19 protein-coding genes and 2 tRNA genes are annotated in these 20,073 nt (G+C 69.5%); 14 read left to right on the forward strand and 7 right to left on the reverse strand.

Annotated features, from left to right (window positions below):
• Positions 1-40: 40 nt before the first annotated feature.
• A complete protein-coding gene (locus HRC28_RS09755) occupies positions 41-991 on the forward strand; it encodes a pirin family protein (RefSeq protein ID WP_182379903.1) in 951 nt (316 codons plus the stop codon).
• Positions 992-1,036: 45 nt separating this feature from the next.
• Complete coding sequence (locus HRC28_RS09760) at positions 1,037-3,007, forward strand: penicillin acylase family protein (RefSeq protein ID WP_182379904.1); 1,971 nt, start codon at positions 1,037-1,039, stop codon at positions 3,005-3,007.
• Here the strand turns inward: HRC28_RS09760 and HRC28_RS09765 are convergent.
• Positions 2,954-4,387: an alkaline phosphatase PhoX gene (locus HRC28_RS09765; protein WP_182379905.1), complete on the reverse strand. Its 1,434-nt coding sequence runs from the start codon at positions 4,385-4,387 to the stop codon at positions 2,954-2,956. The genes HRC28_RS09760 and HRC28_RS09765 overlap by 54 nt on opposite strands.
• Before the next feature lie 109 nt (positions 4,388-4,496).
• On the opposite strand from HRC28_RS09765, the gene HRC28_RS09770 reads away from it, so the two are divergent.
• Positions 4,497-4,700, forward strand: coding sequence for a hypothetical protein (locus HRC28_RS09770; RefSeq protein WP_182379906.1), 204 nt, complete (start codon positions 4,497-4,499; stop codon positions 4,698-4,700).
• A 51-nt stretch (positions 4,701-4,751) separates the two neighbouring features.
• Here the strand turns inward: HRC28_RS09770 and HRC28_RS09775 are convergent.
• Both HRC28_RS09775 and orn read right to left on the reverse strand, forming a co-directional pair.
• A tRNA-His gene (locus HRC28_RS09775) sits at positions 4,752-4,827 on the reverse strand.
• Between the two features lie 62 nt (positions 4,828-4,889).
• Entirely contained in the window at positions 4,890-5,525 is a 636-nt protein-coding gene (gene orn / locus HRC28_RS09780; RefSeq protein WP_182379907.1) for an oligoribonuclease, read from the reverse strand.
• Positions 5,526-5,592: 67 nt separating this feature from the next.
• Between orn and HRC28_RS09785 the strand changes: the two genes are divergently transcribed.
• The 3 genes from HRC28_RS09785 to HRC28_RS09795 are packed head-to-tail and all read left to right on the forward strand — an operon-like array spanning position 5,593 to position 7,886.
• Positions 5,593-6,108 carry a MauE/DoxX family redox-associated membrane protein gene (locus HRC28_RS09785; RefSeq protein WP_237111773.1) on the forward strand — a complete coding sequence of 172 codons (516 nt, stop codon included), beginning with the start codon at positions 5,593-5,595 and terminating at the stop codon, positions 6,106-6,108.
• Complete coding sequence (locus HRC28_RS09790) at positions 6,108-6,845, forward strand: thioredoxin domain-containing protein (protein ID WP_182379908.1); 738 nt, start codon at positions 6,108-6,110, stop codon at positions 6,843-6,845. Before HRC28_RS09785 ends, HRC28_RS09790 begins: the two co-directional genes overlap by 1 nt.
• A 3-nt stretch (positions 6,846-6,848) precedes the next feature.
• A complete protein-coding gene (locus HRC28_RS09795) occupies positions 6,849-7,886 on the forward strand; it encodes an adenosine deaminase (RefSeq protein WP_182379909.1) in 1,038 nt (345 codons plus the stop codon).
• Positions 7,887-8,052: 166 nt separating this feature from the next.
• Here HRC28_RS09795 and HRC28_RS09800 read toward each other — a convergent pair.
• Positions 8,053-8,126: transfer RNA gene (locus HRC28_RS09800), tRNA-Arg, on the reverse strand.
• A gap of 106 nt (positions 8,127-8,232) precedes the next feature.
• On the opposite strand from HRC28_RS09800, the gene HRC28_RS09805 reads away from it, so the two are divergent.
• Positions 8,233-8,721, forward strand: a complete 489-nt coding sequence (locus tag HRC28_RS09805) for a DUF4396 domain-containing protein (protein WP_182379910.1) — start codon at positions 8,233-8,235, stop codon at positions 8,719-8,721.
• Positions 8,721-8,861 (forward strand): hypothetical protein, encoded by a 141-nt coding sequence (locus HRC28_RS09810; RefSeq protein WP_182379911.1) that lies wholly within the window; start codon positions 8,721-8,723, stop codon positions 8,859-8,861. The genes HRC28_RS09805 and HRC28_RS09810 overlap by 1 nt, the downstream gene beginning before the upstream one ends.
• A gap of 3 nt (positions 8,862-8,864) precedes the next feature.
• Here HRC28_RS09810 and HRC28_RS09815 read toward each other — a convergent pair whose 3' ends face one another.
• Positions 8,865-10,211, reverse strand: a complete 1,347-nt coding sequence (locus tag HRC28_RS09815; RefSeq protein ID WP_202033402.1) for an NAD-dependent malic enzyme — start codon at positions 10,209-10,211, stop codon at positions 8,865-8,867.
• A 148-nt stretch (positions 10,212-10,359) separates the two neighbouring features.
• Between HRC28_RS09815 and HRC28_RS09820 the strand changes: the two genes are divergently transcribed.
• Together HRC28_RS09820 and HRC28_RS09825 are read left to right on the forward strand one after the other, a co-directional pair.
• Entirely contained in the window at positions 10,360-11,451 is a 1,092-nt protein-coding gene (locus tag HRC28_RS09820; protein ID WP_182379913.1) for a TIGR03857 family LLM class F420-dependent oxidoreductase, read from the forward strand.
• The gene (locus HRC28_RS09825) at positions 11,448-12,494 is read left to right on the forward strand and encodes a phosphotransferase (RefSeq protein ID WP_182379914.1); all 1,047 of its coding nucleotides are present in this window, start codon (positions 11,448-11,450) and stop codon (positions 12,492-12,494) included. The genes HRC28_RS09820 and HRC28_RS09825 overlap by 4 nt, the downstream gene beginning before the upstream one ends.
• A gap of 104 nt (positions 12,495-12,598) precedes the next feature.
• Here HRC28_RS09825 and HRC28_RS09830 read toward each other — a convergent pair whose 3' ends face one another.
• Together HRC28_RS09830 and HRC28_RS09835 are read right to left on the reverse strand one after the other, a co-directional pair.
• On the reverse strand, positions 12,599-13,057 hold the full coding sequence (locus tag HRC28_RS09830) for a hypothetical protein (RefSeq protein ID WP_182379915.1): 459 nt from the start codon (positions 13,055-13,057) through the stop codon (positions 12,599-12,601).
• A 420-nt stretch (positions 13,058-13,477) separates the two neighbouring features.
• Positions 13,478-14,893, reverse strand: coding sequence for an aminopeptidase P family protein (locus tag HRC28_RS09835; RefSeq protein WP_237111774.1), 1,416 nt, complete (start codon positions 14,891-14,893; stop codon positions 13,478-13,480).
• 59 nt (positions 14,894-14,952) lie between these two features.
• Between HRC28_RS09835 and HRC28_RS09840 the strand changes: the two genes are divergently transcribed.
• The 4 genes from HRC28_RS09840 to HRC28_RS09855 all read left to right on the forward strand — a co-directional run bounded on the left by HRC28_RS09840 (position 14,953) and on the right by HRC28_RS09855 (position 20,035).
• Positions 14,953-16,074 carry a PrsW family intramembrane metalloprotease gene (locus tag HRC28_RS09840; protein ID WP_182379916.1) on the forward strand — a complete coding sequence of 374 codons (1,122 nt, stop codon included), beginning with the start codon at positions 14,953-14,955 and terminating at the stop codon, positions 16,072-16,074.
• Positions 16,071-17,828: a dynamin family protein gene (locus tag HRC28_RS09845; protein ID WP_237111775.1), complete on the forward strand. Its 1,758-nt coding sequence runs from the start codon at positions 16,071-16,073 to the stop codon at positions 17,826-17,828. The genes HRC28_RS09840 and HRC28_RS09845 overlap by 4 nt, the downstream gene beginning before the upstream one ends.
• Positions 17,825-19,423, forward strand: coding sequence for a GTPase (locus HRC28_RS09850; RefSeq protein WP_237111776.1), 1,599 nt, complete (start codon positions 17,825-17,827; stop codon positions 19,421-19,423). Before HRC28_RS09845 ends, HRC28_RS09850 begins: the two co-directional genes overlap by 4 nt.
• 171 nt (positions 19,424-19,594) lie before the next feature.
• The gene (locus tag HRC28_RS09855; protein WP_182379917.1) at positions 19,595-20,035 is read left to right on the forward strand and encodes a single-stranded DNA-binding protein; all 441 of its coding nucleotides are present in this window, start codon (positions 19,595-19,597) and stop codon (positions 20,033-20,035) included.
• The last annotated feature ends 38 nt before the right edge of the window (positions 20,036-20,073 follow it).

A 20,073-nucleotide genomic window follows, 5' to 3' on the forward strand; every position in this document is an offset into this window, starting at 1 on the left:
ATGGCAACTACCAACCACCAAACCCTGGGAGGTGGGCCCGATGCCCGCAATCACCGTCGACGACCTGACTGTCCTGCCGCGCCTCAAGGCGCCCGGCCTCGGCGACCAGCCGCGACCCGTGTGGGAAGTGACCACTGCTCCGCAGGGCTACGAGGGGGAGGGCTTCCCGGTGCGGCGTGCCTTCGCCGGCATCGACATGCAGCGCCTCGACCCGTTCATCATGATGGACCAGATGGGCGAGGTGGAGTACGCACCCGGAGAGCCCAAGGGCACGCCCTGGCACCCGCACCGTGGCTTCGAGACCGTCACCTACATCATCGACGGGGTCTTCGACCACCGCGACAGCCACGGTGGCGGCGGCACGATCACGAACGGCGACACCCAGTGGATGACCGCGGGGAGCGGGCTCCTCCACATCGAGACCCCGCCCGAGTGGCTCGTGCAGTCCGGTGGTCTGTTCCACGGTGTCCAACTCTGGGTGAACCTTCCGCGCGACAGCAAGATGACCGAGCCGCGCTACCAGGACATCCGGTCCGGCGAGGTCGCCCTGCTCACCGGCGACGACGCGGGTGCGCTCGTCCGAGTGATCGCCGGTTCGGTCGACGGCCACGACGGCCCCGGGGCGACGTACACGCCCATGGCCCTGGTGCACGCCACCATCGAACCCGGTGCCCGGCTCGACCTGCCGTGGAACGTCGATCACAACGCGCTGGTCTACGTGCTCAACGGCTCGGGCACGGTCGGCGCGACCGACGCCCGACCGATCCGGATGGGCCAGTCCGCCGTCCTCGGGGCGGGTGACTACGTGACCATCACGGCCGACGAGAAGCAGGAGAGCCGGTCGCCCAAGCTCGACGTCATCGTGGTCGGTGGCCAGCCGCTGCGCGAGCCGATCGCGTGGGCCGGACCGTTCGTCATGAACACCAAGCAGGAAGTGCTCAGTGCTTACGAGGACTTCCAGAAGGGCCGCTTCGGTCTGCCGATCGGCTGATCAGTAGCGGGTCGTACGTGAAGAGCCGGGTCGTAGCCTTCGGGCATGGCCCGGCTCTTTCGTGATGCGTACGGCGTCCCGCACGTGCGGGCGTCATCCGTCCTCGACCTCGCGCACGGCCAGGGCGAGGTCACCGCGCGCGACCGGACCTGGCAGGTCGAGTGGCTGCGCCTGCGGGCCTCCGGGGCAACCGCGGTCGTAGCGGGCGGCGAGCTCGCCGAGGCCTGGGACGACTACGCCGACCGGATGCGGATCGTCGACACCGCGCAGCGAGCCTTCGCGACATGCACCGAGGAGACCCGGGCCTTCCTGACGTCGTACGTCGACGGCGTGAATGCCGGACTCGCTGCGACCGAACCGACGGAGATCCCCGAACTCGCCCACCTCGGGCACCGACCGGGGGAGTGGGAGCCGTGGACGCCGCTGGCGACCTTCCTGGCCCAGCACGTGCTGTTCGGCAATGTCGGTTCCCGGTTGTGGGACCGGCTGGCGACCGGGGTGCTCGGCGAGGACGCGCGACTGCTGTCGCACGAGGGGCCGCACACGTCGGGCAGCAACGCGTGGGTGGTGGGCGGCGCCCGCACCGCATCCGGATTCCCGCTCATCGGTGGCGATCCGCACCGCAACCTCGAGCAGCCCGGCGTCTACCAGCAGGTGCGGCTGGCCTGCACGGACCCGGACGACACCTTCGATGTCGCCGGTTTCTCGTTCGTCGGTGTCCCGGGCGTGCAGCACTTCGCCCATGCCGGCGAGGTCGCGTGGGCGATCACCAACGCCGCGGCGGACTACCAGGATGTCGTCGAGGTCGACCCGGACCAGCCCCTGCTTCCCGGCCTGCTGAGGCTTGGTCCGCGGCTGGCCGTGCGCACCACTTCGGCGGTTCTCGGCGACCTCGGCTTCGACGCCCTGCTGCCCCTGCTCCGTGCCCGCTCCGTCGAGGATGTCGACCGTGCCTTCGACCACTGGGTGGAGCCGGTCAACAACCTCGTCATCGCTGATCGGGCGGGAGCGGTGCGCTACCGGATCGCAGGACGGGTGCCCCTGCGGGGTTCCGACGGCCACTGGACGGGCTGGCTCGCGGACCCGAACCGGTTCGACGCCGTCCCCGACGGCGCCATCGTCACGGCCAACGAACGTCGCGGCCCCGAGAGCGACCTGATCGGGTCGTCCTTTTCGCCGCCGTTCCGGGCGGACCGGATCAGGGAACTCCTTGCCGGCCGCAGTGGCTTCACCACCGCCGACTTCGCCGACATCCACAATGACGCGCTGCTGCCTTCGGCCGCGATCCTGACCCAACTGGTGCCGGGAGGATTCGATGACTTCGACGGAGTGATGGCCGTCGATTCCGCACCCGCCGCGCGCTATGCCGCCTGGCGTTCCGCCCTGGTACGACGACTGGCAGCCGAGTCCGTGTTCGCCCCGATCGCCGACCCGGCGCCCGAGCACGACCACGGGCCGCTCCTCGCGCCGTCCCTCGATCTCGTGGCCCGGCTCGGCCTCGCCCTGCCGACCCTGGCGCTGGAGGCGCTCGCCGCGCGACGGCCATTCGGCATCGACCTCTTCGCCCATGCGCAGGCCGCGCTCGACGACGTCGCCGGCACGGACCTCCCTGCGACCTGGGGCGAGACCCACGTCGCGCAGCCTGCGCACGCCCTCCACGCCGACGAGGGCTTCGAGCCCGGCATCGCGTTCCTCCCCGTCGCGGGCGACCAGGACGCCGTACGCACCATGGGGTCCTGGCCGGCGATCAGTGACGCCGCGACGCGTGGAGCGGTCGCCCGCTACGTCTGGGACCTCGCGGACCGCTCGGCGGGCGGCTGGGTGGTGCCGACCGGTGCGTCCGGGCGGCCCGGAGCCCACTACGACGACCAGTTGCGGCCGTGGCTCGACGGCCGGCTCGTGCCGATCGTGACCGACTGGGGCCTGCTCACCGAGGACACGTCGCTCACGCGCAGGGGTGAGTCAGAGCCCGATCATCGACCAGGGACCCCAGATGGCGAACGTCAGCCCACGTGAGGCCTGGATGTTGACGAACAGGGTCGACCCGTCCGGGCTGAAGGTGGTTCCTGCGAACTCGTCGCCGAAGCGGCCGACCATCCGGTTCAGTGCGATGTCCGAGATGCGACCCTGCGGCGTGAGTCCCCGGATGTAGTTGTCCTGGTCGTGGTCCTCGCAGACCACGAGGGTTCCGCGTCGGGAGACGGTGATGTTGTCCGGGAAGTCCAGGGTGACGCGGTCCGGCGACTGGTAGACCAGACGCAACTCCTGCTCCTCGATGTTCAGGGCCCACACCTGGCCGAACCCGGTGCCGTACCCGTCGACGGAGGGATTGGTCCCGATCTGCCCTCCGCCCTGTGTGGAACAGAAGTACACCCGCCCCTTGTCGTAGACCTGGCCCTCCAGGCGGGAGAACTGGGCCGCGCCCAGGGCGATCCCCTGGGCCGCGACGTGGTTGATCGCCGTGTTGTTCGAGGTGGGCGCAACGACGCCCGGGGTGTACGGGAAACTCGGGTCCGGGTCGTCGATGTCCACCCACTCGACGGGGAACACGGCGTTCTTGGACTGGGCCTCCACCAGGAGTGCGTTGTCGATGCCTGCGACCTTGAGCATCTGCAGTTGCCCGCCGTCCTCGAGGCGTCCGACGTCCATGGGGTGGTGGGGCGGGAGGTACCGGTAGAACCCGGACGGGAATCCGAAGTTGTCCTCGGTCAGGTAGAGGTGGCCGTTGACGGGATCGAAGGAAACGGCCTCGTGGGCGAAGCGTCCGGCGGAGCGGATCGGTTCCGCACTGGCCACGCCGTTCAGTGGTACCTCGAAGACGTAGCCGTGCGGCTTGGTCAGCGCGATGTTCGAGGCTCCGGTGAAGTCCGGGCCGACGTCGGGGCCGTTCACCGTCTCCTCGCACGTGACCCAGGCGCCCCACGGCATGATCCCGCCCGAGCAGTTCATCTGCGTGCCGACGAGGCTGGCGAAGGACGACTCGACGGTGCCGTAGTGGTCGACGTCGATCGTCGTCGTACCTCCGCCGGTCATCGGGTCGTACACCGGCGCCGTCGAACTGAATGCCGGAACGGGGCCGTTGACCTCGTGGTTGCGGATCAGCGTCACCCGCCCGTCCGTGCCCGCAAAGGCGCCCATGCCGTCGTGGCGGCCGGGGAGCAGCGTCTTGTCGGTCAGTTCCACCGGCGTGGACGTGTCGTGGAAGGACCGGTAGCTGAAGCCCGGTGGGAGGTGGAGGCGCACGACGGTGTCGCGCAGGTCGGCCACCGGCAGCAGCGGGTACTTGGGCTTGGTCGGCTTCGCGGCCCCGGCGGGGCCGGCCACCAGGCCGGCGAACGGTCCCGCGATCGAGACGGCGGCAGCGGACCTGAGCAGGCTTCGGCGTTCCATGGGCATGGCAAGCTCCTCGGGAGGCGATCTTGCGACTGTAAGCACGGTCCAACCTCAAAGGCCACCCCCCGGATACGCTGTAGGGGCCTCATCCCTCGAACGAGAGCAGGCGCAGATGAACTGGTTCACGATCACCCTCATCGTGTTCGCTGTCCTCGCGGTCGGCGTTCTCGCGCTCGAGGTGCTGCGCCCGCGGCGCAGCAACAAGAAGTTCGGTACCAGCCAGCGCGAGGTCGACCAAGGCGACGCGTTCCTCCGCGGTGGTGGCGACCTGGACAACCACCTGGGCGGCGGCGCCAGCGGCGGCGGCAGTTTCTGAGCACAGGCAAAAAACAGCCAGCCGGACTCCGAGGAGTCCGGCTGATCTGTTTGGGGTGAGTAACGGGACTTGAACCCGCGACATCCGCCACCACAAGGCGGCGCTCTACCAGCTGAGCTATACCCACCATGCTGACTCAACCTTGCGGTCAGTCAGGCGGGGATGAGTTTAGACGCATCCCGTCCGGAACTAGGAATTGGTGCCCTTTCCGGGTGTCCCGAGCCCGGTCAGCGAGCCGCCGTACCGCGCCGCGGCCTCCTTCGCGGCGGCCGCGTCGGGGCCGGGCAACGGCACGAAAACCGTGTCGCGGTAGTACCGCAGTTCCTCGATGCTCTCCTGGATGTCGGCGAGCGCACGGTGGTTGCCACGCTTGGTGGGTGCATTGAAGTACGCCTTCGGGAACCAGCGCTTCGAGAGCTCCTTGATCGAGGAGACGTCGACGATCCGGTAGTGCAGGAACGCGTCGAGCTCGGACATGTCGCGCACCACGAAGCCGCGGTCGGTGGCGACCGAGTTGCCGGCGAGGGCAGGGCGGCTGTCCGGTGTGCAGTGCTCGCGCAGGTACGCCATCACCTGCTCCTCGGCCTCACGCAGCGTCACGCCGTTCTCGAGTTCGTTCAGCAGGCCGGACGTCTCGTGCATGTTGCGCACGAACTCGATCATCTGGTCCAGCGCCTCGGCAGGCGGCTTGATGATGACGTCGACACCCTCCCCGAGCACGTTGAGGTCGAAGTCGGTCACCAGGGCTGCGATCTCGATCATCGCGTCGTTGACGAGATCGAGCCCCGTCATTTCACAGTCGATCCAGACCAGTCGTTCGTTCACGAGGGTGCACCCTACGCCGTACCTCCTTCTCAGGACTCGCTCAGCGGGTGCCACTAACCTCGGGGCCGTGAACCGAACCGTGCCCATGACGCTGCCCTGGGCGGGGCTGCTCGCCCGGTTGGTGACGGGCGGCGTGTGGATCGTGGCGGGTGGTCTGAAGATCACCGAGCCGGACGCGAGCATCGCGGCGGTGCGTGCCTACCAGCTGCTTCCGTCCTCGGTCGCCGAGGTCGTCGGCATCGCGCTGCCCGCGGTGGAGGTGGTCATCGGCCTCGCGCTGGTGGCCGGCCTGCTGACCCGCGGCGCCGCGGTCCTCTCGGCGCTGCTGTTCGTCGCGTTCATCATCGGCATCGCGTCCGTGTGGGCGCGGGGGATCGAGATCGACTGCGGGTGCTTCGGCGGCGGTGGTTCGAAGGCGGGCGCCACCTCGGACTACCCGTGGGAGATCGCCCGCGACGGCGCCCTGCTGGCCGCTTCACTCTTCATCGCGTCGGTACGACGAACCCGACTGGCGCTGGATTCCCTATTGTTCGAAAGGCGCTCGGCCCCGGTTGCCGACGTCCCTGAAGGAGCTGAGAACTGATGTCCAACGAGAACTCGAAGGCCACGGCCCGAGCCAAGGCTGCCGAGCTGCGCGCCGAGCAGGCCAAGCGTGAGAACCAGCGCCGCCTCCTCACGATCGGCGCCGTCGTCGCCGCCATGGTGCTGATCGTCGGCGGTGCCATCGGGATCAGCCTGCTGAATAAGAAGGACGTCAAGGCCACGCCGGCCGGCTCGAGCGACTACGGCGTCAGCATCGGCGAGGAGGGTGCGCCGCACACGGTCGTCATCTACGAGGACTTCCTCTGCCCCTACTGCGGAGCACTGGAGTCCGAGACCCGCGGCGATCTGGAAGACCTCGCCGCTGAGGGCAAGGTCCTCGTCGAGTACCGCCCGTTCAACCTGCTCGGCGCCGAGGGGCGCACCTACTCGATCCGGGCCACGAACGCGTTCGCCATCGTGCTGGAGAAGTCAGGCCCCGACGTGGCCAAGAAGTTCCACGACCTGCTCTTCGAGAACCAGCCCTCGGAGGCCAACGCGGACGCCGAGGCGCCGAACGACGACATCATCGCCCTCGCGGTCGAGGCCGGTGCCACGGAGTCCGACGTCCGTGACGGCGTGGAGAACCTGTCGCACGCCGACTGGGTCACCAAGGCGACGGACGAAGCCCGCAAGGCCAATGTCCAGGGCACGCCCACGATCCTCCTCGACGGAGAGGTGTTCGACGACGGCCGCACGGTCCAGGACCTTGCGGACAACCTGATCGCGGCGCTGGACTGAGCCATGTCCGACAGCGCCCTCGCCGGATTCATCGCCGGCCTGCCCAAGGCCGAACTCCATGTCCACCACGTCGGGTCGGCCTCCGAGCGGATCGTGTCCGAACTGGCTGAGCGCCACCCGGGCACGGTGCCCTCGGATCCGGTGTTGCTGAAGGAGTTCTTCGCCTTCCGCGACTTCGCCCACTTCATCGAGGTGTACCTGGCGGTGGTCGACCTGGTGAAGACGCCCGAGGACGTCCGCTACCTCACCTACGAGATCGGTCGCGAGCTCGCCGAGGGCCAGTCGGTCCGGTATGCCGAGCTGACCTGCACGCCGTACACGTCGGTCCTGCCAGACGTTCCGGGCAAGGGCATGGCCATCGAGGCCTACACCGAGGCGATCGAGGACGCGCGGATTGCGGCGGAGCGTGACTTCGGGCTCGTGCTGCGCTGGATCTACGACATCCCGGGGGAGTCCGGCCTGCCTGCGGCCGACGCGACGCTCGGGTTCGCGCTCGATCACCGGCCCGAGGGCTTGATCGGCTTCGGTCTGGGTGGTCCGGAGATCGGGGTGCCGCGCGAACAGTTCGCGCCCCACTTCGCGGCGGCCCGGTCCGCCGGACTCCACTCCGTCCCGCATGCCGGCGAGACCACCGGTCCCGAGACGATCTGGACCTCGATCCGTGAACTGGGGGCCGAGCGGATCGGACACGGTACGTCGGCGGCAGGTGATCCCGAACTGCTGGCGTACCTCGCCGAGCACCGGATCCCGCTTGAGGTCTGCCCGTCCTCCAATGTCGCGACCCGCGCCGTCGCCACCCTCGCCGAGCACCCGCTGCCGGTCTTCGTCGATGCCGGTGTGCTGGTCACCATCAACTCCGATGACCCGCCGATGTTCGGCACTTCCCTCAACCGGGAGTACGAGATCGCTGCCGACCTGCTCGGCCTGGACGCGAGCGGCGTGGCCGACCTGTCCCGTGCGGCCGTCAGCGCTTCGTTCGCCCCGGACGACGTGAAGGTCAGCCTGTTGGGTGAGATCGAGGCGTACGCCAAGGTCGACTAGCCGCGAGTCCAGCAAGCATTCAGCCCCGCGGAACTCATACTCCCGCGGGGCTACTGCTCTTTTGTACGACGACCGCGGGCCGCGCCGGGGGAGGCGCGCCGCGCGGAGAGTTGGGCGGGGGAGAGTGACCCATGGGTCACTCTCCCCCGCCCAACTCGGTGATGGGTGCCCCCGGCAGGAGTCGAACCCGCAGCCTGAGAGGTAGAAGCTCCCTGCTCTATCCAGTTGAGCTACGGAGGCAGTGCTTCGAGGATATCGGTGCCCTTCGGCGTGGTGAATTTCCCTCCTGCGGAATATACCCCCTAGGGGTATGGTTCACTGGGTACTCACACGGAGAGGAACGCCCATGAAACCCCGCAACGTCCTGGCCGCCAACGCAACGCTCCACTGCCTCACCGGTTGCGCCATCGGCGAGATCCTCGGCCTGATGATCGGCACCGCGATCGGGCTCACGACCGGTCAGACGATCGTGCTGGCCGTCAGCCTCGCGTTCGTCTTCGGCTACCTGCTGTCGTCGCTGCCCCTGATGGGTGCCGGCATGCGGTTCGGCCAGGCCCTCCGCCTGGTGCTCGCGGCCGACACCATCTCGATCATCGTGATGGAGGTCGTCGACAACGCCGTGATGGCAGCGATCCCCGGGGCCATGGACTCCGGCCTGGTCGACCCCGTCTTCTGGCTCGCCATGATTCTCGCCCTGTCGGCGGCGTTCGTGGCCGCGTTCCCGGTCAACCGCTACCTCATCGATCGCGGCAAGGGCCACGCCCTGCACCACGCCCACCACGATCACGCAGAACATTCAGAGCACGACCAGCACTCCGGAATGGAGCACCACTGATGAACGTCAACACCCTTGCCGCCGGCGTGATCGGCTTCCTGCTGGGAGGCCTCGTCGTTTCGACCGCCGCCTCGCTCGAGGACGACGACAGCAAGTCGCCGAGCCACGGTTCCGGTCACGCGGTCGTCAGCACCCGCTGAGGTTCACTCCGTCTTGAGCGCGATGGCCGTCGCCACGGCCGTGTGCACCTCGGGGTGGAAGACCGACGGCATGATGAAGCTCGCGTTGAGCTCGTCGTCGTGTACGACGTGCGCGATCGCGTCTGCGGCGCGCAGCATCATGTCGGTGGTGACCTCGGTGGCGCGGGCGTCGAGCAGGCCCCGGAAGACGCCGGGGAAGGCGAGCACGTTGTTGATCTGGTTGGGGAAGTCGGAGCGTCCCGACGCCACCACGGCGGCGTACTTCGCGGCCACGGCGGGGTCCACCTCCGGGTCCGGGTTTGCGAGGGCGAAGACCACGGGGTCGGTCGCCATGGTCTCGATCCATTCCGCCTGCAGCACGCCAGGGGCGCTCACGCCGATGAAGACGTCGGCACCGACGAGCACGTCCTGCAGTCCGCCGCGACGGCTGTCGCGGTTGGTCAGGGCAGCCAGCTCGACGTGCGCCGGGGAGAGGCCCTCGTCGCCCGTGACCAGAGCGCCGGCGCGGTCCACGACCACGACGTCCTGCACACCGGCAGCGAGCAAGAGCTTCACGATCGCCGTACCGGCAGCGCCGGCACCGGAGACGACGATGCGGGCCACGCCGATCTCCTTGCGGACCACGCGCAAGGCGTTCGTCAGTGCGGCGACCACGACGATCGCCGTACCGTGCTGGTCGTCGTGGAAGACCGGGATGTCGAGGCGCTCGCGCAGGCGGGCCTCGATCTCGAAGCAGCGGGGTGCGGCGATGTCCTCGAGGTTGATGCCGCCGAAGCCGGGGGCGATCAGTTCGACGGTGCGCACGATCTCGTCGGTGTCCTGGGTGTCCAGGCAGATCGGCCACGCGTCGATGCCGCCGAACCGCTTGAACAGGGCGGCCTTGCCCTCCATCACGGGGAGCGCGGCGCCCGGACCGATGTTGCCCAGGCCCAGCACGGCACTGCCGTCGGTCACCACGGCGACCGTGTTGCCCTTGATGGTGAGGCGGCGCAGGTCGGCCGGGTTCTCGGCGATCGCCATGCAGACCCGGCCGACGCCGGGCGTGTAGGCGAGCGAGAGGTCGTCGCGCGTCTTCAACGGGACCTTGGAGCCGACCTCGATCTTGCCGCCGAGGTGGATCAGGAAGGTGCGGTCGGAAACCTTGTGGACGTCGACGCCTTCGACCGCGGCCACGGCGACCTGCAGTTCGCCCGCGTGTTCGGCGTCGGCGGCCGAGCAGGTCACGTCGACCGTGAGCCGCTGGTTGCTGGACTCTGCGACGTCGATGGCGGTGACGACGCCACCGGCATCGGCGATGGCCGTGGCCACCTCGCCGACCACGCCGTGGTCGACTGTGGTGTGCAGACGCATGGTGATGGAGTACGAGGACGCGGTGGCAGTTCGCTTGGGCACGGGTCGAGTCTGGTCCCGGCAGCGGGTTACTTGGAAGTCAGTGCGGAAAATGTTCATACTGGTCACACTGCTGGACAGGTGTCCAGTTGAGTGTCATGCTGCGCCGATGATGTCCGAGATCGGCTGCTACGGACTGGCCGGCCACACCGAGTCCCCCCGCGACCTCCTCGACGAGGTGCGCCTCGCCGAAGACCTCGGCATCGGGTCGGTCTTCCTGTCCGAGCGGTTCAACGTCAAGGACGCGGGCGTGCTCGCGGGTGCCGTCGCGGCGGCGACCGAACGAATCGGCATCGCGACCGCGGCCACGAACCACAACACCCGGCACCCGCTGGTCACCGCGACCCTCGCCACATCGGTCCACCGGATGAGCGGCGGCCGCTACGCCTTCGGTCTCGGCCGCGGTTTCGATCTGCTCTTCGACGTCATGGGACTCCCGCGCGTCACCAGTGCGCAGATGGCCGACGCGATCTCGATCTACCGCCGGCTCTGGCGCGGGGAGGCCTTCGGTCACACGGGACCCGCTGGCGACTACCCGTACTTGTCGCAGGACCCCTCCTTCAACGAGGACATCCCCGTGCTGATGATGGCGATCGGCGACAAGTCGCTCCGGCTCGCCGGCCAGGTCGCCGACGGAGTGGTCCTGCACACCTTCTTCACCGACGAGACGCTGGCGCGCGCGGTCGCCACGATCCGCGGTGCGGCGGCAGACGCTGGTCGCGATCCGGCATCGGTGCGGATCTGGTCCGTGCTGGCCACCGTGGAGGAGTCGATCTCGGAGCAGGATCGCCTCCGCAAACTCGTCGGGCGGCTGGCCACGTACCTGCAGGGGTACGGCGAGGTCCTGGTTCGGGCCAACGGTTGGTCGCTCGACGACCTCCAGCGGTTCCGGGACCACCCCTTGGTGCAGGGCTACCCGGGCGCGTTCGACGCGATCGGGACGGTCGAGGAGCTCGGCCGGCTGAGGGACGAGGTGCTTCCTGCCGAGTGGTTGGCGGCTGCTGCCAGCGGCTCTGCCGAGAACTGTGCGCGACGGATCCAGGACCAGCTCGACGCCGGCGCCGACTCGGTGGTCCTGCACGGGGCAACGCCCGCCGAGCTCGCGCCCGTGATGAAGGCCTGGGCGGCCGTGCGCGATCCCGCCCTCGACGCGCTTCCCGTCAATCCCGGTTGGGTGCGCACGCCGGGGGCCGGGCGATGAGCGGCAGCGTGCCGCTGGTGGCGGAGGCAGAGGGCCTGACTGCGGACTGGCTGAGCCTCGCTCTCGGTGCGCGGGTCGACTCGGTGACCCTCACGCCGGTCGGGACCGGTCAGATCGGCACCTGCCATCGTCTCGAGCTGCACGGTGACCCCTCGCTGCCGGCGAGCGTCCTGGCGAAGCTGCCCGCCGTCGATCCCGCAGCGCGGGCGATGCTGGCCAACCCTTACCGCACCGAGCTCCGGTTCTACCGCGAGATCGCACCGACCCTCGCGGTGCGGGTGCCCGCCGTCCACCACGCCGACGGAGCCGAGGAGGGCGGCGACTTCGTGCTGCTCCTCGAAGACCTGGCGCCTGCCGTCCAGGGCGACCAGATCGGCGGCTGCACCATCGCCCAGGTCGAGGACGCGGTCGTGAACCTCGCGGGGCTCCACGGGCCGCGCTGGTGTGATCCGACGCTGCTGGACATCGAGGGCCTGTCCATCAACGGCCCCGAGGACGCAGCGCTGATGGCCGAGCTGTTCGGCCCGGCGGTCGACCTCTTCGTGGACAACCTTGCCGACCAACTCTCCGACGACGACGTCGCGACGGTCCGTGCCGTTCCAGAGGTCATCGAGCGGTGGGCCCTTGCGCGCGCCGAGCGTTTCGGTCCCGTCCACGGCGACTACCGCCTGGACAACCTGCTGTTCCCGCCCGACGGAGGACCGGGTGTCGTGGCCGTCGACTGGCAGACACTGAGCCTGGCCCTGCCTGCGCGCGACCTGGCGTACGCCGTCGCCACCAGCCTCGACCCGGAGTCGCGACGTGGAGCGGAGGAGGCGCTGGTCGCGGCCTACCATCGAGCGCTCGTGGGACAGGGCGTGACGTCGTACTCACGGGAACTGTGCTGGGACGACTACCGGTTCGCGATGCTTCAGGTACCACTGGTCTGCGTGTTCGGCCAGGCCTACGGAACCCGCACCGAACGCGGCGATCGGATGTTCGCGGTGATGACCGCACGCGCCTGTGCGGCCATCCGTGAGCTGGAGACCATCGCGCTGGTCTGACGGTCCCTCGGTCCTCTGGCGCGCAGAGGCGGCAGGACTCCCACGCGTCCTGCCGCCTGATGTCGGTGCTCGCTGTTCGGCCCCGAGGCGATGTGTGGTGCTGGTCAGCCCGTGATGTGGACCGCGGGCAGGCCGTCACCGGTGAGGGTGAGGTCGAAGGAGGCCGCCAGGATCACGACGTGCTGCTTGCCGGTGCACTGGAGCGTCGAGATCGGCGCGATCGTGAGCGAACCGGTGGTCTGACCGTTCCGGACGGGGAACGAGCCGGTCGCGTTGACGTTGACCGTCTCCGACTTCGGGACGCCGTTGACCGGGTTGCCGCTCTTGGTGAAGCACTGCGAGGTGGTGGTGACGGTTCCGGTCAGGCTGAAGTCGACACTGGTCACCGTGTTGCCCAGACCGACCGCTTTCCACGACACGGTCAGGCTGTTGCCGTCGACGGTTGCCGTGGGGCCCTTGACGTAGTGCGGGCTGTCGGCGAAGGCCGGCGAGGGCACCACGCCTCCTGCCACGACGAAGCAGGCCAACAGTGTGGCCAGGAGTGCGATGAGCTTCTTGTACATGAGCTTTCTCCAAAGGAGTGCGTTCTCTGTGGTGCGTTTCGCGAGCCGTTGTCGGGTTGCAGTTCGGTGACAAAAGGGCTCGCTGGCGCGACCGGATGAATCGGTCCCGGGGATACTCGACGAAGCGGATCCCCGACTCGGGTCGCGATGGCCGCGAAATGACTGGCTAGGTCTCGTCGTCACATGGCCGGGCCGGGGGTCCGCGCTCGGACGAGGGATGGCAGGCGGCAGGGCACCACGAGAAGCAGCAACTCGTTGCCCTGTACACGCTTGTTCCCCGGAGGCTCCTAGATCACTTGCGCGCGAAATGCGTCTCGGTCCCCGGCGCGTTTTGCGTCCAATTCCTCAGGTTGCGCCTCCGCCAGCGGCCTGTCAAGAACCCCCGTCAGAGCGGGTTTTCGCGGCCGTTCCGAGGCGTGCTCAGCCGCGCAGCGAACCCATCCATTCCTCGATGGCGTCCGGAGTCCGGGGCAGCGCCGAGGACAGGTTGCGTACGCCGTCGGCCGTCACCACGACGTCGTCCTCGATCCGGATGCCGATGCCGCGCAGTTCCTCGGGGACGAGGAGGTCGTCGGACTGGAAGTACAGGCCGGGCTCGACCGTGAGCACCATGCCCTCCGTCAGGTCGGCGTCGCGGTAGGCCTCAGGCGCGGCGTGCCCGCAGTCGTGGACGTCCATGCCGAGCATGTGGCTGGTGCCGTGGAGCGTCCAGCGCGAGTAGACCTTCGAGTCGGGGGACAGGGCTTCCTCCACCGACACGGGGAGCAGGCCGAGGTCGCCGAGCCCGTGCGCCAGGACGTTCATCGCGGCGTCGTGGCCCGAGAGGAACTTCGCCCCGGGCTTGAGGACGGCGAGCGCGGCCTCGTGCGCTTCGAGCACCAAGGAGTAGAGCTCGCGCTGCAGCGGGGTGAAGGTGCCGGACACGGGAATCGTGCGGGTCACGTCGGCGGTGTAGAGGTTCGCACCTTCGACGCCCATGTCGAGCAGGATCAACTGGCCCGGGACGATCGGACCGGAGTTCTCGATCCAGTGAAGCGTCGTGGCGTGCGGTCCGCAGGCCACGATCGAGTCGTAGCCGAGGTCGTTGCCCATGGTGCGTGCGCGGCGGAAGAAGGTGCCCTCCAGCCAGCGCTCGCCGTGCACCAGGACCTGGTCCCATTCGCGGACACAGTCCTCGAAGCCGAGCGCAGTCGCGTCGACGGCCGCCTGGAGCTCGGCGAGCTCCCAGTCGTCCTTGACCAGCCGCATCTCCGAGACCACGCGGGCCAGCTCGGTGTCGCGACCTTCGTCGCCTGCCACGAGGGCGTCGACGTCGGCCGACACCTTGCGGTGCACACGGGTCTTGGCGCCACCGGCTGCGAGGTCAGTGGCCAGGTCGTTGACGTGCCGGACCGGCAACCCGAGGGCGGCCTCCAGTTCCTCCGCCGACGGACGCTTGCCGGCCCACAGGGCGCCGTACTGGCGGTCCCTGAAGAACTCGTCACTCTCTCTGCCGGACCGCGGACGGGCGTACAGCACCGGCGATCCGTCGGGCTCGATGACGAGCGTCGCGTCGGAGGTCTGGTTGCCCGAGAAGTACGCGTGGGCAGTGTCGGCGCGGAAACGGTAGTCGGTGTCGTAGGCACGCACCTTGTAGCCGCCGCCGGGCAGGACCAACCGCTCGCCGGGGAACGTTTCGGCCAACCGGGTACGTCGTGCGGCTGCCGGATCTGCGACGGCCTGACGCTCCACGGCATCGCCGCGATCGTCCCAACCGGTCCGCATGAAGGCGAGGTAGGCCTCCGGGACCGCGGGGTCGTGCTGTTCAGTCTTGAGTTCGGGGGTGTTGTCACTCACCCCTCCCACTGTACGCCGCGATCAGGGCCGCAGGTCCGCCTCCCGATAGGCTGCAGCCCATGTCCACAGCCCCCCGCAACAGTGTTGCCTTCACGGTCGTCGTGACCGTGGCGGTCGCTGTCGGGGCGCTGCTGACGCTGCTCGTGCTGGCACTGTCCGGTGCTCCGGGGACCACGCTGGTCGCCACCGGGCTCGCTGCGGTCCCGGTCGGACCCGTGCTGGCGGCGTACCTCTGGCTGGACCGCTACGAGCCGGAGCCCAAGCGATTGCTCGCCTCGGGCCTGGCCTGGGGTGCCTTCGTGGCGACCATGGCCGCCGTGGTGGTCCAGGGCCTCGGGGGCCTCCTCGTCGGTTTCACCGACACCTTCGCGCTCGCGATCGCCGCGCCCGTCGTCGAAGAGGCGAGCAAGGGCCTGTTCCTGGTGCTGCTGCTGTGGTGGCGGCGGGCCGAGATCGACGGCATCCTCGACGGCATCGTCTACGCCGGCATGGTGGGCATCGGCTTCGCGTTCACCGAGAACATCCTCTACCTCGCTGCGGCCTACAACGGCTCCGACGGCATGGGCCCCGGTGGCGTGGAAGCGGTCACCGGCACCTTCCTGGTCCGCTGCATCTTCAGCCCGTTCGCGCACCCGCTCTTCACCGCCTTCACGGGCATCGGCATCGGCCTCGCGGTGACCTCGCGCAACAAGTCCGTGCGCTGGCTCGCACCGCTCGGTGGCTACGCGCTCGCCGTACTCGCCCACGGGCTGTGGAACGGCTCGACCGTCTTCGGCGTCGGCAGCTTCCTCGTGGTCTACCTCGTGATCATGGCGCCCGCCTTCATCGGCCTGGTGGCGCTCGCCTGGTGGGCGCGGGAGACCGAAGCAACCATCCTGCGTGCGGCCCTCACCGATGCCGCCAACCGCGGCCTGCTGCCGGCCACCGACATCGGCTGGGTCGTGAACCTCCGCGGTCGTCGGCAAGCCCGCCAGCACGCCCGCCGCAACAGCGGCCCCGACGCAGAACGCGCCATGCGCGACTACCAGCAGGCAGCGATCGAACTGGGCTTCCTGCATCACCGACTTCTCCGAGGCACCGCGCCTGCCGACTGGCAGTTGCGCGGACAGGACTTCCTCGGTCGGATCCAGGCCGCTCGGCCACGGATCGCTTTCCCCGGACAGGTGGTACCCCAGCGATGACCCCCGGACACCAGGCCCTGACCGGTGCCGACTTCCACGACGACGGGCTCAGCTCCCGGATGCTCACCGAGGTGGTGCGGCTGAACGGCGCGCTGAAGGCAGCCCCGCTGCCCCTGGACCTCCCCGGGGTCAGCGCCCTGCGCGTCGGGCGCGAGCAGGTCATCGACCAGCTCGAGGACTACGTCATCCCGCGCCTTGCTGAGGTCGAGGCACCGTTGCTCGTCGTCGTCGGTGGCTCCACCGGCGCCGGCAAGTCGACCCTCGTGAACACCATCGTCGGTCACAAGGTGACCACGCCCGGTCTGTTGCGCCCCACGACCCGTTCGCCCGTTCTGGTGCACCACCCCGACGACGTCCGCTGGTTCGGCGTCGATCGACTGCTGCCCGACCTGGCCCGCGTCCACGACGCGACCAACGACCAGAACGCGATCCAGCTGGTGGCCAGCACCGAGGTACCGCGCGGGTTGGCGATCCTCGATGCTCCCGACGTCGACTCGGTCGACGAGCGCAACCGCGAGCTCGCGACGCAGTTGCTGGCCGCCGCCGACCTGTGGCTCTTCGTGACCTCCGCCGCCCGCTACTCCGACCAGGTCCCGTGGGACCACCTCAAGGTCGCCGTCGAGCGCAACACCGCGGTCGCGCTGGTCCTCAGCCGCACGCCTGCCGACGACGTCGCCACCGTGTCCGTGCACCTCGCCCGGATGATGGCTGCGCGCGGCCTCAAGGACAGCCCGTTGTTCACCGTCGCCCACGGCACCGTCAGCGCCGAAGGCCTGCTCCCGACGTCGTACGCGACCGAGATCCGGGGTTGGCTCGAGGCCCTCGCGGCCGACGCCTCCGGGCGCCGTGAGCTCGTCAGCCAGACCGTGGCCGGCGCTGTCCGCACCGTGACGCGCAAGGCGTTCCCGATCGCCGACGCCGCTGCCCTCCAGGTCGACGCGATCGCCGAACTGCTGGTCATCGCCGACAAGGTCTACGACGACGCCCAGACCGAGCTCGCCACGGCCACTGCCGACGGCACCCTCCTGCGGGGTGACCTGCTGGCACGCTGGCAGGAGTTCGTCGGAAGCGGCGAACTGGTCCGCAGCCTCGAAGCGAAGGTCGGCTTCGTGCGCGAGCGCCTCGTCAACGCGATCAAGGGCAAGCCGCAGCAGGCCGAGCGGGTCGCCGTCGCGATCGAGATGGCGCTCGAGGCCGCTGTTGCCGACCACGCCGAGCGCGCTGCCGGCATCGCGTCCGACGGCTGGCGCGAGAAGGAGTACGGCGATGCCCTGCTCGCCTCGACGACCGACGACCTCACCCGTGCGGGTCGTGCGCTGCGCGCCCGTACCGAGCAGGAGGTTCGCGGCTGGCACGAGGAACTCCAGGAGTTCGTGCGCCACGAAGCCGGCGACGCCCGGCACAGCGCCCGGTTCCTGGCGCTGGGCGTGCACGGCCTGGCCGTCACCCTCGGTGTCGTTGCCCTCGCCGGCCCGGCTCCGCGCGGACAGTCCGCCGAAGCGGTTCGTCTCGGGCAGACGCTGCTGGAGACCGTTCTCGGTCGCGATGCGACCGAGCGGATCATCAACCAGGCGCGCGGCACGCTCGCTCGCCGGATGTCGACCTTGATGAGCGGCGAGCGCGCCCGTTACCTTGCGCCCGCGGCGCAGTGGGAGCTCAAGCCCGATGCACCTCACCAGTTGCGCCAGGCGGCGCGACGCGTGGACGACCTGCGGTTCGCCGCGGCCAAGAAGGGAACCGGTGATCACCTGTGACGGATGCGCTCGAGGAGGCCACGCCGCAGCTCGGTGACCTGGCCATCCGTGGAACCGCGATCGGCGCTCGGGTCTCCGGACTCGGCGACGCCGTCGTGGCAGCGCGCGGTCACGTGCCCGACCCGGTGCTCGACGACGTCGCGGCCGCTGCGGACAGGGCGACCGGACGGTTGAAGCTGTCCGCACGCCACACGGTCGTGGCGATCGCGGGTGCGACGGGCTCCGGCAAGTCCTCGACGTACAACGCGCTGACGGGACTGGAGCTGTCCTCGGTCGGCATCCGTCGTCCCACCACGTCCTGGGCCACCGCTGTCGTGTGGGGGAGCGAGGGCGCCGAGGAACTGTTCGACCACCTCGGCATTCCGCCGCGTCACCAGACGATGCGTGACTCGATGCTCGACGCCACGCATGACCACGCGCTCGACGGCGTCGTCCTGCTCGACCTTCCCGACCACGACTCGACCGAGGTCTCCCACCACCTCGAGGTCGACCGCCTGCTCGCTGTCGCGGATCTGATGGTCTGGATCCTCGACCCGCAGAAGTACGCCGACGCTGCGGTGCACGATCGCTACTTCAAGCCGATGGCCACGCACCAGGACGTCATCCTGGTCGCGCTGAACCACATCGACACCGTCCCCGAGGACCGCCGCCAGTCGATGATCGACGACGTCCGCCGGCTGCTGATCGCCGACGGCCTGCCGAACGTCCCGGTGCTCGCGATCTCGGCCAGGGCCGGTATCGGTATGGACGAACTGCGCGCTGAGATCCAGCGTCGCGTGGCCGACAAGCGCAGCACGACCGCGCGCGTCGAGGCCGACGTCGTCGCGGCTGCCGGCCGACTCGAGTCCGCAGGCGGTACGACGCCCGCCGCCACGCTGCCCGTGACCCGGGTCCGCGACCTGGAGGAGGTCGTGGCGGATGCCGCCGGCGTCACCTCCGTCGTCGACAGCATCGAGCGCACCCTGGGCTCCTCGGCGAAGCGCGCGGTCATGTGGCCGCCCCTCACGCTGCTGAACCGTCGTGACCCCGACGTGGAGGCGCTCGATGGCGCCCCGCGGATCGCCCCGCTGGACCGGGCAACTGTCGACACTGGCGTTCGTGGCCTGGTCGACGAGCTCAGCGACGGCGTCGGGCCGGCCTGGTCGCGTCAGGTGCGCAGCGCCGGCACCGGTCGACTGACCGAGCTCGGTGACCGCCTGAACCACGACCTGGGCAGGGTTCCGCTCGGTGGCCGCCTTCCGCTCTGGGTCGGCGCCGTCCGTGTCCTGCACTGGCTGTTGCTGCTCGCTGCCGTCGCCGGTCTGGCCTGGTGGGGCGTGGCCGCCGTCCAGGGCAAGGTCAAGGACCTGCCCGAGGTCGCCGGCCTGCCGCTGCCGCCCCTCGTCGGTGGTGGTGCGCTGGTGCTCGGGCTCCTGCTGGCCATCGTCGGACGCATCCTGGTCAAGGGTCTGGCCCGGACCCGCGCCGAGGCAGCCGACGACCGGCTGCGTGCGGTGGTGCACGCCGTGGTCGACACCGAGGTCATCCAGTCGGTCAGCGCCGAACTGGCGTCGTACGCCGCCTTCCGCCGGGGTGTGGACACCGCCAAGGCCTGACCGCTCTGGTCCCACGAGTGCTGCCTCGTGCCGTTTGCCGTCCCCAGCCCTGGTGGAGGGTGCCGGTTGTGCACAGGGACGCCCGCCCCTGCGGCGGTGCGTCGGCCATCCGCAGTGAACTCTCCTCGACCGGTCACGCAGGTGCCCGGCACCGAGTGAGAGGGCAGTCAGATGGCGAACGAAACGATGGTCACGATCCAGGGCTGGATCGGGAACGCCCCGGTGGTCCGCGACGTCGGCGGGGTTCCGGTGCTGAACTTCCGGGTGGGCTGCACCCCGCGCCACTTCAACAAGGCCACCGACACCTGGGTCGACAGCGAAACCCAGTGGTACGGCGTGAGCGCGTGGCGGCGCCTTGCCGCGCACGGTGCGAAGTCGCTGAGGCAGGGTGACCCGGTCGTCATCCACGGTCGCCTCAACCACCGGACCTACGTCAACAAGAACGGTCTCGAAGCCGTCGCCGTGGAGATCGAGGCCTTCACCATCGGCCATGACCTGAGCCGCGGAATCGCGTCGTTCGTCAAGGCGCCAGCCCAGGCACCGGCCGCGGCGCCGGCTCCGGCGTCGGTCGAGCCGTGGGGAGCACCCGCAGCACCCCACGTCGCGGCCTGATCGGGCCCGACCCCGGCCTCGGCCGGTGGTCGGGCGCT

Origin of the sequence: Nocardioides sp. WS12 (assembly GCF_014108865.1) — a bacterium.
GTDB lineage: Bacteria > Actinomycetota > Actinomycetes > Propionibacteriales > Nocardioidaceae > Nocardioides.

Coding starts and splice junctions, on each gene's coding strand:
- HRC28_RS09755 (WP_182379903.1), top strand. CDS start 41: ATGCCCGCAATCACCGTCGACGACCTGACTGTCCTGCCGCGCCTCAAG.
- HRC28_RS09760 (WP_182379904.1), top strand. CDS start 1,037: ATGGCCCGGCTCTTTCGTGATGCGTACGGCGTCCCGCACGTGCGGGCG.
- HRC28_RS09765 (WP_182379905.1), bottom strand. CDS start 4,387: ATGCCCATGGAACGCCGAAGCCTGCTCAGGTCCGCTGCCGCCGTCTCG.
- HRC28_RS09770 (WP_182379906.1), top strand. CDS start 4,497: ATGAACTGGTTCACGATCACCCTCATCGTGTTCGCTGTCCTCGCGGTC.
- HRC28_RS09790 (WP_182379908.1), top strand. CDS start 6,108: ATGTCCAACGAGAACTCGAAGGCCACGGCCCGAGCCAAGGCTGCCGAG.
- HRC28_RS09795 (WP_182379909.1), top strand. CDS start 6,849: ATGTCCGACAGCGCCCTCGCCGGATTCATCGCCGGCCTGCCCAAGGCC.
- HRC28_RS09805 (WP_182379910.1), top strand. CDS start 8,233: ATGAAACCCCGCAACGTCCTGGCCGCCAACGCAACGCTCCACTGCCTC.
- HRC28_RS09810 (WP_182379911.1), top strand. CDS start 8,721: ATGAACGTCAACACCCTTGCCGCCGGCGTGATCGGCTTCCTGCTGGGA.
- HRC28_RS09815 (WP_202033402.1), bottom strand. CDS start 10,211: ATGCGTCTGCACACCACAGTCGACCACGGCGTGGTCGGCGAGGTGGCC.
- HRC28_RS09820 (WP_182379913.1), top strand. CDS start 10,360: ATGATGTCCGAGATCGGCTGCTACGGACTGGCCGGCCACACCGAGTCC.
- HRC28_RS09825 (WP_182379914.1), top strand. CDS start 11,448: ATGAGCGGCAGCGTGCCGCTGGTGGCGGAGGCAGAGGGCCTGACTGCG.
- HRC28_RS09830 (WP_182379915.1), bottom strand. CDS start 13,057: ATGTACAAGAAGCTCATCGCACTCCTGGCCACACTGTTGGCCTGCTTC.
- HRC28_RS09840 (WP_182379916.1), top strand. CDS start 14,953: ATGTCCACAGCCCCCCGCAACAGTGTTGCCTTCACGGTCGTCGTGACC.
- HRC28_RS09845 (WP_237111775.1), top strand. CDS start 16,071: ATGACCCCCGGACACCAGGCCCTGACCGGTGCCGACTTCCACGACGAC.
- HRC28_RS09855 (WP_182379917.1), top strand. CDS start 19,595: ATGGCGAACGAAACGATGGTCACGATCCAGGGCTGGATCGGGAACGCC.